This window comes from Agreia bicolorata, from assembly GCF_000938265.1.
Classification (GTDB): Bacteria; Actinomycetota; Actinomycetes; order Actinomycetales; family Microbacteriaceae; genus Agreia; species Agreia bicolorata.
Genome location: NZ_JYFC01000002.1, coordinates 77,539 through 90,651, shown reverse-complemented (window position 1 = coordinate 90,651; position 13,113 = coordinate 77,539). Strand labels below are relative to the sequence as shown.

Sequence of the window (13,113 nt, the reverse complement as noted above, 5' to 3'; positions counted from 1 at the left end):
CGTCGCTCAGCTGCGGCGACGCCGGCGCTGGATGGCCCCGTGTGCACGCATCAGCTGCGGCACGACCAGATAGACGGCCAGTGGCACGACCACGAGCGTCAGAACCAAAGCGCGCAGCACTGGATGCCAGTCTCCAGAGAAGGGCGCGATGACGAAGAAACCGAGGCTCACGAGGGGGAAGATCGCAATCCAGGTGATCACGGCTCGGATATGGATGGAGGGCGGCTGCACGGGAACCGGAACGGGGCCGGTCCACGGCTGCGATGTGCTCTCGGACATGGGATTCTCCTCTGTGACAGGGGTGCGGTAATGCCCTCACGATGACACCGGTCGCGCGCACGTCACGTGGTTTGTTGCCGAAACTGGGACGAGCTGATTCGATGGGCATATGAGCGTCACGCAAAACATCCTGCGAGAGCTCGAACAGGTCGCCCCGCGCCTGCGTCGTGCTCGACAGAAGAAGGATATGACGCTCGACGAGTTGTCGCGGGCTACCGGCATCTCGCGCAGCACACTCTCACGACTCGAGTCGGGTCAACGAAAGCCGAGTCTCGAACTGCTTCTGCCTGTAATAGCCGCACTGTCGGTGTCGCTCGACGAGATCGTGAGGTCGCCAAAGACGGAGGATTCGCGCATCTCGCCGAAGCGCGCCGAGGGCCGTGTGCTCACGCCACTGTCGCAGCATCCGGGTGAACTACAGGCATACAAGATCACCATTCCAGCCACCGAACGCGTCGTCGAGTTGCACACGCATACGGGACACGAGTGGCTCTACGTTCTGTCTGGCCGACTCCGCGTCGTATTGGGTGAGCACGACCTCGTTCTCAACGAAGGAGAAGCGGCCGAGTTCGACACCCTCAACCCGCACTGGTTCGGTTCAGCCGGCAGCGGCGCCGTCGAGATCCTCAGCATGTTCGGCAAGCAGGGGCAGCGCATGCACCTGCGGGCGAAGAGCGCGCAGAAGGCGCGGGCCTGACCCGTCAAGCGATCGGGGTCGCCGTTCCCGTCACGACGATGCCGCCAGTGGCCGGGATGTGCACAAGAAGTCGGCTGGGCCTGCCGATGTGCGACCCCTGGGTTATCTCGATCTCTGTCGGAGCGTCGACCAGCCCGAGCACCCGCAGATAGGCACCGAACGCGGCGGCCGCGGAGCCTGTGGCCGGGTCTTCCGTGATCTCCCCCACCGGAAAAATGTTGCGGCTGTCGAACTCGGCGGCGCCCGTCGGGAAGACCGTTGTGACAGTGCCCGTCCACCCCTGCTCGTGCATCAACTCTCTCATCGCGTCGGGGTCGAATGTGAACGAGTCGAACTCGCTGCGCTCGGCGAACACGAGAACCGGATGCCTGTTGCCGGCGAACGAGACACGCGGCGGGTAGGTGGGGTCAAGACGATCGAGCGACGTCGAGAGAAGGCCAAGCAACGCTTCGAGGATGCCCTCACCGAACGGTTCGATCGACGGCTCCACACTCGTGAACGATGCCGTGACCTCCCCGTCAGCTGTCGCTGTCGTGATCGTCACCGGGCCGACGGAAGTCTCGAATACGAAGTCGCCCGGCCCATCTCGGTGTGCGAGCGCCACAGCGGTAGCTACGGTCGCATGGCCGCAGAACGGAACCTCCGCCAGCGGCGAGAAGTAACGGACTCGCACGCGTCGGTCGTCGCCCCTGACGCTCTGCTCCGTGATGAATGCGGTCTCGGCGAATCCGATCTCGGCTGCGATCGCCTGCATCTCGGCATCGCCGAGCAGAGAGGCGTCGAGCACGATTCCGGCCGGATTGCCACCGCCGGGTGCGTCGGCGAATGCCGTGTATCTCAGTGCCGTGGTCGCGTCGGTCATGTATTCATCGTGGCAGAACCGCGCGACGAGTTCGATGCCGGGCGAGTCTGCACCTCTTCACTCTTCTCTGGCTACGAGCGCTGATCGATCTCGGAGAAGCCCTGGGGCGTGACCGTGATGCGCAGCCGCGACGGAATCTGCTCCTTCATCGCCTCGACGTGACTGATGAGCCCGATCGTTCTACCGCCCGAGCGCAGACTGTCGAGTGTCGACATCGCTATGGCGAGTGTGTCGGCGTCGAGCGACCCGAAGCCCTCATCGATGAACAGAGTGTCGAGGGTGATGCCTCCCGCCTGATTCGACACGACCTCGGCGAGTCCGAGGGCGAGGGCGAGCGATGCCAGAAACGTCTCGCCTCCCGATAGCGAATGCGTGGCCCTGGCCCGCCCTGTGTGCTGGTCGAGAATCGCGATGCCGAGCCCGGAGCGCGTGTTGCGGTACTGCACCGAGTCGTCGTGCTCGAGTGAGTATCGGCCACCCGTCATCACCGCGAGTCGGGCATTCGCGGCCCTGATGATCTCCTCCAGCTGCGCCGCGAGCACGTAGGACTCGAGTCGCATGCGCATGGTGTTGGGCTCGGCGCCCTCGACCGAGTTCGCAAGCGAGCGCATCGTCTCGTATTCGGCACGCAGGTCTTCGGATGCGTCGATCCGCTCGAGCGCGTCGGCGACGAGGGCGCGGAGCCGCGCGAGCCGATCGGAGACCGACCCCGCGGCGACCCGGGCATCGTCTCGGTCGGCGTTGGCCTGGCCGCGTGCATCGACCGCGGACTCCAGTTCGACAGGATCGGCGGGGAGCCCCTGCAGCTCGGGCTCGGCAAGAGTGTTGGTGGTTGCGGCGCGAGCAACGTCGTGCGCGCTGAGGCGGGAGGCTGCGTCTGCACGCTGAGCAGAGGCGAGTCTCGCGTCGACGGCCTCGGCCTTGTCAGTGAAGCCCTGCTCGTCGAGATGCTCTCGCAGCGTCTGCCGAGCGGCGTCGAGCGCGAGCTCCTTGTCGTTGTGTGCGAGCAACGCCGCTTCGAAGTCGCGGGTGACCTCGAAGAGATGCTGCAGTTCGAGCACGCGCTCGGCCACCGTGGCATGGTCGCCTCTGTGCTGCTCGACGAGGTCGGTGATCGATGACCGCTGCGAGATGAGTGCGGCGCGGGCGTTCCTCGTGGACTGCAACGCTTCTGTGAGCTCGGCCACTGTGGAGGTGATCGATTCGAGTTCGGCACGCAACTCGGCGATCTGCGAATCGAGTGCACGTGCGGATGCGTCGGCCGCGACCGCCGCCGCCAAGACGGCCTGTGCGGATTCGAGCTGCTCGTCGATCTCTGCCGGAGACTGCCCGGCGCCCGATGCCTCGGCCGCCGCGTGCCGCGCGACAAGATCGCGCACGACCAGGCCTGCTTCGGTGAGAGCCTCGCCAGCGCTGGCGAGTCGCGAGCGCTGGGCCTCGATCTGGTCTTCCGAGACAGGCTCACCGAGATCTGCAGACCAGACCGTGGGGTTCGGATGCTCCGTGGAGCCGCAGACCGCACACGGCTCGCCGTCGACGAGAGTCGAGGCGAGTTCGGCAGCGTGGCCGTCGAGTCGGCGCGTGAGCAACTCGTCGTAGAGGGTGGCCGCTTCTTTGTTCTCTGTGCTCTTCGCCTTCTCTACAACCCGGGCATCGTCGAGTTCGGACTTCAGGGCAGCGGCGAGTACGGCGGACTCACGGGCGGCACGCAACCGTGCAACGCGTTCGTCGGCCTCGGATCGAGACGATGCCTCGAGAAGGGAAGTGTTTCTCTTTTCGAGTGTCTCGTCGATCTGTGAGGGAAGCGATCGCGCGCGCTCCGTAGAAGCGGCGAGTTCGGCCTGCTGAGTGGTCTCGATCTCGTCGTACTCTGCGATGCGCTTGGCGAGCTGAGGAATGCGCTTCTCGTCGGCCAGTATCACGTCGAGCCCACCCAGCGTGCGGTTGGTCTCGGCAGCCTTGGTCGCGAGAAAGTCAGGAGTGGCAGTAGTCGACTCATCTGTCGACTCAATCGCCGGTCCACCACTCGCCTGCCCACCGCTCGCCGCGCCCACCCGCGCTGGTTCGCCGGCCGATCGACCCGACGAGGCTTCGGCAAGACTCGAGAGCGTACTGGCCTCGTCATAGGCGGTGCGGGCCGCCTTCTCGTCAACCGCAGCTCGTTCGAGCGCCGCCTCAGCCGCGTTCTCGGCGGTCACGTGCGCCCAGACGATCTCAGCCCTGCTTGCCGCCTCGAGCCGACGTCTGTCGTCTGCGATCGTCTCTTCGCTGTGCTCCAGCTCAACGAGACGTGCCGCTGCCTCGTCTCGGCGAGTCTGAAGTCGGAGAAGACTCTCGCGCTCTCGCAGCGCAGCATCAGCCGCGGCGAACCGAGCGTCGGCCTCAACCACCCGCAACTGCGCCGAATCGAGCTGTTCGACGAGCTCTGCGAGTGCCGACTCGAAGTATCCGCGATCGGCGGCCCGCGGCGCAGTGGGAACGACGACTTCGTGGGTCAGATCGCGTGCGTCTGAGGCTGCGGCACCATCGACTTCTGCATCGTCATCAGCACCAGCGGCGGCGGCAGCAGCAGCAGCAGCAGCAGCAGCAGCAGCGACAATGCCCTCGACCTGGCCGCCGAGTTGCGCGATGTGGTCGGCGGATTCCCGCTGGCGCACTTCGAGCGCCTTGCGCCTCTCGACGAGGGCGCGCTCGATGTCGGCGAAGCGGCGCGTGCCGAAGAGGCTCTGCAGCACGCCCTGACGTTCGTCGTTCTTGGCGTGAAGAAACTTCTGAAAGCGGTTCTGCGCAAGAAGAATGACCTGCAAGAACTGGTCTTTGCTGAGCCCGAGGATTGTGTCGAGCGCTATGCCGACCTCGCGGGGAATCGCGGCGACGCCCTGCCACTCGGCTTCATCGACGAGCTCGGCGCCCGCCAAAGCAGCGCCCGAGGCCTCACCCACGCGAATGAACAGCTCTGCCGCTGCGGCTCTCTTCGTAGTGCCCTCTCCGCGCTTCTTCGGCTGCTCGTAGTCGGGCGAGCGCCGCACTCGGTAGTTCTGCCCGCCGGCGCTGAACCAGAGTTCAACGTAGGTGGGGTCGCCCGGCTCGCAATAGTCGCTGCGCAGCTGCTGCTGCGTTCCCTCATAGCGCGGAACGCTGGCATAGAGGGCGAAGCAGATGGCGTCGAGGATGCTCGACTTGCCGGCACCCGTGTTGCCCGTGATCAAGAAGATGCCGTCGTCGGCGAAGGCATCGAAGTCGATGTGCTGCGCCGTCTTGTATGGCCCGAATCCTGCGATCGTGAGGCGGTTGATTCTCACGCGGTCGACTCCTGGGCGGCCTGCTCGGCGATGACCTCGACGATCAAATCGCTCTCGGCGTCAGTGGGGCCGACCCCGTTTCGCACGAACTCGAGGAAGCCGGCGACGACCTCGCTGTCGGAGCGAGCATGCAGCCTTTCGCTGTAGCTGGCCAACGGCAGCTCGGCCACGATGGCGGGCTGATGCGTGAGCGCGACGGCGTGCGGAAACCGCGACTGGATGCGCCGCATACCGTCGATCGGCCTCACCTGATCGGTGAGCACGACGGAGACGAAATGACCCTCGGCATCGGCATACGACGGGTCGGCGAGCAGCTCGGCGAGCTCGCCGGTCAGTATCGCAAGCGGCCTCGGCACCGGAAAGTCGACCCACTCGACGGTGTCGAGCCCGGCCGCATCGAGGTCGACGAGCCAGGCGCCGCGCGGCTTGGTGGCTTCGGCGAACGAGTAGTGCAGCGGCGCGCCCGAATAACGGATGCCCGGGGCAAGCGTCGATCGACCGTGAATGTGCCCGAGCGCCACGTAGTCGGGGCCGTCGAACACGTCGACAGAGACGAGGTCGAGACCGCCCGCAGTGATGTCTCGCTCGACGTCGCTGGCCTCCGATGCAGACGAACCGGCGCCTGGCACGTTGACCACGAAGGCGTGCGACAAGACGACCGAACGAGCGCCGTCTCTTCGGGCGATGTCGTCGCGGATTCGTTGCATGGCGTAGCCCAGAACCTGGGCGTGCCGACGCATCTCGACACCCGGATAGAGATGCCGCACCAGCGCCGGCTCGAGATAGGGGATTCCGTAGAACAGCACCGGCCCGTACGCGTCGTCGATGATCACGGGCTCGTCGAGCTGCTCGGGGCGGGTGATGACATGGATGCCCGCTAAACCGGCCCACTCACTCTGAAAGCCGAGCCTCGTGGCCGAATCGTGGTTTCCGCTGGTGATAACGACGTAGGCACCTGCCTCGCGGATATGCCTGATCGCGCCACTGAGCACGTCGAAGGCCTCGCGTGCCGGCGTGGCCGAATCGAAGACGTCACCCGCCACGACGACGACATCGACCGCCTTCTCGCGCACGATGACGGCGATCGAGTCGAGCACCGTGCCGAGGTTCTCGAGGGTCGAATGACCATGAAACGTTCGCCCGATGTGCCAGTCGGAGGTGTGCAGGATGCGCATGCGTCAACGCTATAGCGGGCCGCCGACATCCATCGACGAGAGCCGACTCCGGGCTCAGGCCGCGCGGGTCACACCAGGAGTTCCGCGATGTCGTGACCCACGACATCCAGAGCCGCGGCGACGCCCGCGTTGTAGACGCGGCCGTCGTGCGTGTTGAGGCCCTTCGCTAGGGCCGGGTCGTCGGCCAGAGCGCGGGTCCAGCCCTTGTCGGCGAGCGCCACGACATAGGGCAATGTCGCGTTGGTCAGCGCGCGGGTGGATGTCTCGGGCACGGCCCCGGGCATGTTCGCCACGCAGTAGTAGACACTGTTGTGCACCGCGAAAATGGGGTCGTCGTGGGTGGTGGCGTGTGATCCCTCGAAGCATCCGCCCTGATCGATCGCGATGTCGACCAGGACGCTGCCCGGCTTCATCGTGGCGACCATGTCGTCTGTCACGAGCTTCGGCGCCTGCGCGCCCGGAATGAGCACCGAGCCGATCACGAGGTCGGCCTCCTTCACCTGGGCGGCGATCTCGTAGGCCGATGAGCTACGTGTCTGCACGGCTCCCCCGAACCGGATCTCCAGCTCGCGCAAGCGCGGAATCGAGAGGTCGATGATGGTGACATCCGCTCCCATGCCGACCGCGTTGGCCGCCGCGTGCTCCCCCGCGACCCCGCCGCCGATCACCACGACCTTCGCCTTCGGGGTTCCGGGGACTCCCCCGAGCAGAATCCCGCGGCCGCCCACCGCGCTCATCAGGTGGTACGCGCCGACCTGCGTCGACAGCCGCCCGGCGACCTCGCTCATGGGCTGCAGCAGAGGCAGCGAACGGTCGGCGAGTTGCACGGTCTCGTAGGCGATTCCGGTGGTTCCGGCAGCGAGCAGAGCGTCGGCGCAGGCCCTGGATGCGGCCAGGTGCAGATAGGTGAAGAGTGTCTGACCGGCGCGCATGCGCCCGAACTCCTCCGCGACCGGCTCCTTCACCTTGAGCACCAGCTCTGCACCAGCCCAGACTTCGTCGGCGGTGTCAGCGATCAGGGCTCCCGCCTCGATGTACTGCTCATCGCTGATTCGAGAGCCGAGACCGGCGCCGCGCTGAACCACAACGGTGTGGCCACGCCGAACCAGCTCGAAGACTCCGGCCGGCGTCGCCGCCACCCTGTTCTCGTTGTTCTTGACCTCTGTGGGCACTCCGATGTGCATGGCTACTCCGTTCGTCGGTGACACCGGGCGGCGCGTAGGCGCCGTCGTGTCGAAACATCTGGGCCAATCCTTGCCAAAGTTCACTTGCATCGACAAAGAACCGCAGAATCGTCGGTGAATCGCGGAGAATCCGTGAAATAGTTCATTCATGGCCCAAGCAACGAACCCCGCGTCGAACGATCGTCGCGCAGCGGGGGCGCCCGTCGAACTCGACGACATCGATCGCGAGATCCTGCGCATCCTGCGGGCCAACGCCCGCATACCCAACAACAGGCTGGCCGAGCTCGTCGGCATCGCGGCCTCAACGTGCGTCGCTCGGGTCAAGTCCCTCGTCGCGCGCGGCGTGATCAGCGGGTTCACCGCGAACGTTGATCCATCGTCTGTGGGCCTGGGCCTTCAGGCTTTGATCAGCGTCACCATCCGGGCCGGAGCCCGCAATCTGATGATGGAGCTCGGCGAGGAGATCAGGCAGTTTCCCGAGGTGGTGCAGCTGTACTTCCTCGGAGGAGCGGAGGACTTCATCATCCACGTTGCCGTGCGCGACAGCGCCGCCGTGCGCGACTTCGTACTCGACAATCTCTCGGCGCATCCGGCCGTCGCGTCGACTCGAACGAGCCTCGTGTTCGATCACCACTTCAGCGGGCTGACGATCGCGCCGTGAGCTGAGCGGCAGCCGAGCGGAGCCGCATCCGCGCCCGTTCGGGGCGTCCGCGCCCGGACGCCGGGTAGCGGATGCGCCGCCGAGACGCGGATAGCCGCTAGGCCGGCCACACTCCGATGATGATGGCCATGATCACGATCGTCACGAGTTCGTGAGCCACGTTCAGCACCGTCAGGCCCGTGGGGCGGCCATCGAATGCGTCGTGGGTGATGAAGCGGGCGGCAGTGAAGCCCGCCCAGAGGATCAGCGCGGTCACGAGAGTGTTCACGAAGAAACTGCCGCCGTAGAAATCCCATGAGATGAACGCCGCACCGGCCAGCACCCACGCCGTGATGAAACTCACGATCACGGTGATCACGATGGGACGCACGGCGTCTGATGCCTTGCCGCTCGGGGTGATGTCGGCCGCGCGCATCCAGTAGTTGCCGAAGACCTTCGGGGTGTACCAGATCGAGCCGACCACCATCGATGACAAGGTGGCCGCGATCACGGCGAGGTAGTTGATATCAGGGATCATGCTCACACCTGCTGTTCTGGCTCGTCGGGATACTCAGGGAAAGTCGCGAGTTCTTCGTGCCCGGTGAGGAAGCCACCGAGCTGTGCCGCCATGACCTCGGGACGCACGCTGTGATAGGCCGCGTCGATGACGAGAGCGCGCGCATTCGGCAGAGCGGCCTCCAGAGCGGATGCGGCGGGCGGGAAGATGGGAACCGTCGGCTCGCCCACCATGGCGATCACCGGCTGGGTGACGGATGCCCACTGCTCGGCCCACGGCGCATGTTGCGCCCGTTCGAGCAGGGCTTCGTCGTACGCCAGCGTGTGCGAGATCGCGAGCATGTCGGGCCACGCTGGCGAGCTCTTCGCCCCCTCGAGCCACTGTGGAGGCATGTCCTTCATGAAGTACTCGACGACGGCAGCCCGGTCACCGGCGGCGACAAGGTCGTTCATCGCTCGCAGGTCGGCACCCCCGTCGCCCTCACCCTCGAGCGACAGCGGCACCTCGAACAGGGCGAGCTTCGTGATGCGCTCACCCACTCCGGGTGTGGCCGCGGCCCAGAGCGCGAGCGCCCCGCCCGAGGAGTTACCGAAGAGCGCGGCAGATCCGCCCAGCACATCGAGCAGGGCGGCGATGTCATCGACCTCTCGCTCGACCGCGTATTCGGCCGCATCACCGCTCTCGCCGCGACCGCGCCTGTCGTAGTTGATGACAGAGAACCCCTGATCGGCGAGCAGTGTGGCGATCTGCACCGTCGTGGGGTCGAACGCCCGGTAGTTCATGGCACTGCCGACCAGAATGATGGCGAGCGCACCACTGCCGAGCCTGTCGTAGGCGATGCGCGTGCCGTCTGCCGATGTCACGAACTCAGTCATACGACGAAGCATACTCAGGGGCTTTCGAAGGCCTATCGCCCCGGCGTAGCGTTTCAGGCATGACACTCACATGGGAAGAACTGGTCGTCGACTGCGAGGATTTTGTGGCACAGGGTCACTGGTGGGCGGATGCCCTCAGCTGGCAGATCGTCGACGAAGATGAGGAAGGCATCGAGCTGAAGAACCCGACAGGCGCCGGCCCGACGCTGCTGTTCCTGAACGTTCCCGAGGGCAAGACCGTGAAGAACCGGCTACACCTCGACTTCGTGCCCGACGATCAAGACGCCGAAGTGGAGCGCCTGCTCGCCATGGGCGCCACCCGGGCCGACGTGGGGCAGGGAAAACAGACCTGGGTGGTACTGGAAGATCCGGAGGGCAACGAGTTCTGCGTGCTCTCGGCGAGATGACGCCCCGAGCTCAGACGAGCGGCACGATGGCGTCGATCTGCACCAGGGCATTACCCTGCAGCACATTTACGCCGATCATCGAGCGTGCAGGGGGAAACTCCGTGAAGAATTCACGGAAAACACGATCGATAACGGGTGCGAACTGGATCAGCATCGGCGTGTAGATGGTGAGCTTGATCGCGTTCGACAAGTCGGTGCCTGCCGCCAGACAAATAGCGTTCAGGTTCTTCAAACACTGTCTCATCTGAGCGTCGACCGCTTGATCACCACCGCCAAACGACGGGTTCAGCGGTCGAGGCAGCATCTGCCCGGTAGCGGGGTCGATCGGAAGTTGGTCAGAGACGTAGAGCAACCCGTTGTATGTGATCGCTTGGCTGGAGCCCCCAGGCGACCATGGGGCATCCGGGGTGAAAATCACGTTACGTTCCACAGGTCACTCCTCCGGTCTCAGTATCGACAACCCTGCTCCAGACATCCTAGAGCGGGAGCAGCGCCCGGCGAGATGACGATTCGGGGACTTCGATACGGTCGCCCGATGCCTCCCGCTTGTCGGAAGGCTCCTACTTCTTCAAGGGGTCGTGACCCCAGTTCATCAGCGAGTATCGCCAGGCTGTTTCACTGACGTCTCCGCTCGGTCGCTGCGCCGAGTGCCTCTTGATGTAGCCCAGCACCGTGCGCATGTGCTCGTAGTCGGCCTCTGTCAGCTCGGACTTCTTCTTCTCGAGGATCGAGAGGATGTGTCGACCGCTCCGATGACCGATCGCTTCTCCCCCCGCCTTCTGCCCCACACTGCGCGACTCGTCTGTCGAGAGCCACTTCTCGAGCGATTTCGGTGTGAGGTTCACCGAGTGGGTGAAGTCCGTCCAGACGTCGGCATTGTCGTCATCTTTGTCGCTCATCCCCTCAGTATCCGCCCTCGGAGCACATTCGTCGCAGGGGACTGAAAAACGGCGTCATTTATGCGAATATGACGATTTTCTGTCGCGTCCGGCCGGTTGTCGAATACCCCCTAGGGGTATATGGTCGACGTATGAGCAACACGCATGAGCACCTCGAGCACGACCACACGAGCCACGAGCACCCTGCCGACCACGACCACTCCGGTCATGAGGCCCACGACCACATGGACCACTCGGGGCACTCCGGTCACGACCACTCCGGTCACGACCACTCCGGTCACGACCACTCCGGCCACGGCGGCCACGGCGGCCACGCCGCCCACTTCCGCCGCCTGTTCTGGATCATGCTGGTCATCGCTCTGCCCGTCGTCGCGTTCTCGCCGATGTTCGCGATGCTCCTGGGCTACGAGCTGCCCGACAACCTCGTCGTCACGGCGATCTCCCCCGTGCTCGGAACGGTGATGTTCGTCTGGGGCGGCGCCCCCTTCCTCACCGGCGGCCTCGGCGAGATCAAGGCCCGCCAGCCGGGCATGATGCTGCTCATCGCCCTTGCGATCAGCGTGGCCTTCGTGTCGAGCTGGGGTGCCACCCTCGGCCTGCTCGACCACCAGCTCGACTTCTGGTGGGAGCTCGCCCTGCTGATCGTGATCATGCTGCTCGGGCACTGGATCGAGATGCGCTCCCTCGCGCAGGCTTCAAGCGCGCTCGACAGCCTGGCCGCTCTGCTGCCCGACGAGGCAGAGCGACTGGATGCCGATGGCTCGGTCGTCACGGTCGCCCCGGCCGAGCTGCGCCTCGGCGACACGGTGATCGTGCGCCCCGGAGGCCGCCTGCCTGCCGACGGCGAGGTGATCGAGGGCACGGCCGACGTCGACGAATCCATGATCACCGGTGAGTCCGTTCCCGTCTCCCGCAGCACGGGCGACGCGGTCGTCGCCGGAACCGTCGCGACCGACTCGGCCCTGCGCATCCGGGTCACCGCGACGGGCGACGACACCGCCCTGGCCGGCATTCAGAAGCTGGTGACCGACGCGCAGAACTCGTCGAGTCGCGCCCAGCGCATCGCCGACCGCGCCGCGGCTTGGCTGTTCTGGTTCGCCCTCGGCGCGGCCGTGATCACCGCGATCGTGTGGTCGCTCGTGGGCAGCCCGAACGACGCGATCATCCGCACCATCACCGTGCTCGTCATCGCCTGCCCGCACGCGCTCGGCCTCGCCATTCCGCTGGTCGTCTCGATCGCGACCGAACGCGCGGCGAAGGCCGGCGTGCTGGTGAAAGACAGGCTCGCGCTCGAGAGCATGCGCACCGTCGACACCGTGCTGTTCGACAAGACGGGCACGCTCACGACGGGATCGCCCACCGTCACCCACGTGCTCTCGTCCGATACGGCACTCGACGACGGGCTGCTGGCACTCGCCGCGTCTGCGGAGGCCGACTCAGAGCATCCGGTGGCCCGGGCGATCGTGGCCGCCGCAGCCGAGCGCGGCCTCGCCGTGCCCCGCGCTACGAACTTCCGAGCCTCGACCGCGGTGGGCGTCGAGGCAACGGTCGACGGCCGCGTCATCGCCGTGGGCGGGCCGCGACTGCTCGAACAGTCCAGTGCGACGGCATTGGATGCGACACACGGCTGGTCGGCGCACGGCACGATCGTGCTGCACGTGCTCGCAGACGGCGTGCCGATCGGAGCGATCGGACTCGCCGACGCCGTGCGCCCCGAGTCGAAGCAGGCCGTCGCCGACCTCGCGGCCCGAGGGGTGCAGGTTGTGATGATCACGGGAGACGCCGAGGCGGTGGCGCACTCGGTGGCCGCAGAGCTCGGCATCGAGCGGGTCTACGCCGGAGTGCGCCCGGAGGACAAGTCGTCGACGGTTCGCGAGCTGCAGCAGGAGGGCCGGAAGGTCGCCATGGTCGGAGACGGGGTGAACGACGCCCCCGCCCTCGCCCAGGCCGATGTGGGCATCGCGATCGGCGCCGGAACCGACGTGGCCATCGCCGCGGCCGGCGTCATCCTGGCCGGCGATGACCCGCGTTCGGTCGTCTCGGTGATCGACCTCTCGAAGGCCAGCTACCGCAAGATGACGCAGAACCTGTGGTGGGCGGCGGGCTACAACCTGCTGTCCGTGCCGCTCGCGGCCGGGGTGCTCGCGCCGATCGGCTTCGTGCTGCCGATGGAGGTGGGAGCGCTGCTGATGTCGCTCTCGACCATCGTGGTGGCGCTCAACGCGCAGCTGCTGCGCCGCATCGACCTGCGCCCGGGGCACGTGCAAGACTGACCG

The 13,113-nt window shown here is 65.9% G+C and carries 13 protein-coding genes; 4 read left to right on the top strand and 9 right to left on the bottom strand.

Annotation, left to right across the window (positions count from 1 at the left end; genetic code table 11):
• Window positions 1–6: 6 nt before the first annotated feature.
• Window positions 7–279 (bottom strand): hypothetical protein, encoded by a 273-nt coding sequence (locus TZ00_RS20055; protein ID WP_044439528.1) that lies wholly within the window; start codon window positions 277–279, stop codon window positions 7–9.
• Between the two features lie 109 nt (window positions 280–388).
• Between TZ00_RS20055 and TZ00_RS03965 the strand changes: the two genes are divergently transcribed.
• The gene (locus TZ00_RS03965) at window positions 389–976 is read left to right on the top strand and encodes a helix-turn-helix domain-containing protein (protein WP_044439527.1); all 588 of its coding nucleotides are present in this window, start codon (window positions 389–391) and stop codon (window positions 974–976) included.
• Between the two features lie 4 nt (window positions 977–980).
• On the opposite strand, the gene TZ00_RS03960 is transcribed toward TZ00_RS03965, so the two are convergent.
• The 4 genes from TZ00_RS03960 to ald all read right to left on the bottom strand — a co-directional run bounded on the left by TZ00_RS03960 (window position 981) and on the right by ald (window position 7,499).
• Entirely contained in the window at window positions 981–1,838 is an 858-nt protein-coding gene (locus TZ00_RS03960) for a PhzF family phenazine biosynthesis protein (protein WP_044439525.1), read from the bottom strand.
• A gap of 71 nt (window positions 1,839–1,909) precedes the next feature.
• Window positions 1,910–5,140 (bottom strand): AAA family ATPase, encoded by a 3,231-nt coding sequence (locus TZ00_RS03955; RefSeq protein ID WP_044439523.1) that lies wholly within the window; start codon window positions 5,138–5,140, stop codon window positions 1,910–1,912.
• Window positions 5,137–6,315, bottom strand: a complete 1,179-nt coding sequence (locus TZ00_RS03950; protein ID WP_044439521.1) for an exonuclease SbcCD subunit D — start codon at window positions 6,313–6,315, stop codon at window positions 5,137–5,139. The genes TZ00_RS03955 and TZ00_RS03950 overlap by 4 nt, the downstream gene beginning before the upstream one ends.
• A gap of 68 nt (window positions 6,316–6,383) precedes the next feature.
• On the bottom strand, window positions 6,384–7,499 hold the full coding sequence (gene ald, locus TZ00_RS03945) for an alanine dehydrogenase (RefSeq protein WP_044439519.1): 1,116 nt from the start codon (window positions 7,497–7,499) through the stop codon (window positions 6,384–6,386).
• A 148-nt stretch (window positions 7,500–7,647) separates the two neighbouring features.
• Here ald and TZ00_RS03940 point away from each other — a divergent pair, with 148 nt between their 5' ends.
• A complete protein-coding gene (locus TZ00_RS03940) occupies window positions 7,648–8,160 on the top strand; it encodes an Lrp/AsnC family transcriptional regulator (protein ID WP_044439517.1) in 513 nt (170 codons plus the stop codon).
• Window positions 8,161–8,257: 97 nt separating this feature from the next.
• Here TZ00_RS03940 and TZ00_RS03935 read toward each other — a convergent pair whose 3' ends face one another.
• Together TZ00_RS03935 and TZ00_RS03930 are read right to left on the bottom strand one after the other, a co-directional pair.
• Window positions 8,258–8,677, bottom strand: a complete 420-nt coding sequence (locus TZ00_RS03935) for a DUF1761 domain-containing protein (protein ID WP_044439515.1) — start codon at window positions 8,675–8,677, stop codon at window positions 8,258–8,260.
• Between the two features lie 2 nt (window positions 8,678–8,679).
• The gene (locus tag TZ00_RS03930; protein ID WP_052521257.1) at window positions 8,680–9,531 is read right to left on the bottom strand and encodes an alpha/beta fold hydrolase; all 852 of its coding nucleotides are present in this window, start codon (window positions 9,529–9,531) and stop codon (window positions 8,680–8,682) included.
• Window positions 9,532–9,590: 59 nt separating this feature from the next.
• Between TZ00_RS03930 and TZ00_RS03925 the strand changes: the two genes are divergently transcribed.
• A complete protein-coding gene (locus TZ00_RS03925; protein ID WP_044439513.1) occupies window positions 9,591–9,938 on the top strand; it encodes a VOC family protein in 348 nt (115 codons plus the stop codon).
• 10 nt (window positions 9,939–9,948) lie between these two features.
• On the opposite strand, the gene TZ00_RS19210 is transcribed toward TZ00_RS03925, so the two are convergent.
• Window positions 9,949–10,368, bottom strand: a complete 420-nt coding sequence (locus tag TZ00_RS19210) for a RidA family protein (RefSeq protein WP_044439512.1) — start codon at window positions 10,366–10,368, stop codon at window positions 9,949–9,951.
• Window positions 10,369–10,498: 130 nt separating this feature from the next.
• Window positions 10,499–10,837 (bottom strand): DUF3140 domain-containing protein, encoded by a 339-nt coding sequence (locus TZ00_RS03915; protein ID WP_044439511.1) that lies wholly within the window; start codon window positions 10,835–10,837, stop codon window positions 10,499–10,501.
• 131 nt (window positions 10,838–10,968) lie between these two features.
• Here TZ00_RS03915 and TZ00_RS03905 point away from each other — a divergent pair, with 131 nt between their 5' ends.
• Entirely contained in the window at window positions 10,969–13,110 is a 2,142-nt protein-coding gene (locus tag TZ00_RS03905; protein WP_084605906.1) for a heavy metal translocating P-type ATPase, read from the top strand.
• Window positions 13,111–13,113: the final 3 nt, after the last annotated feature.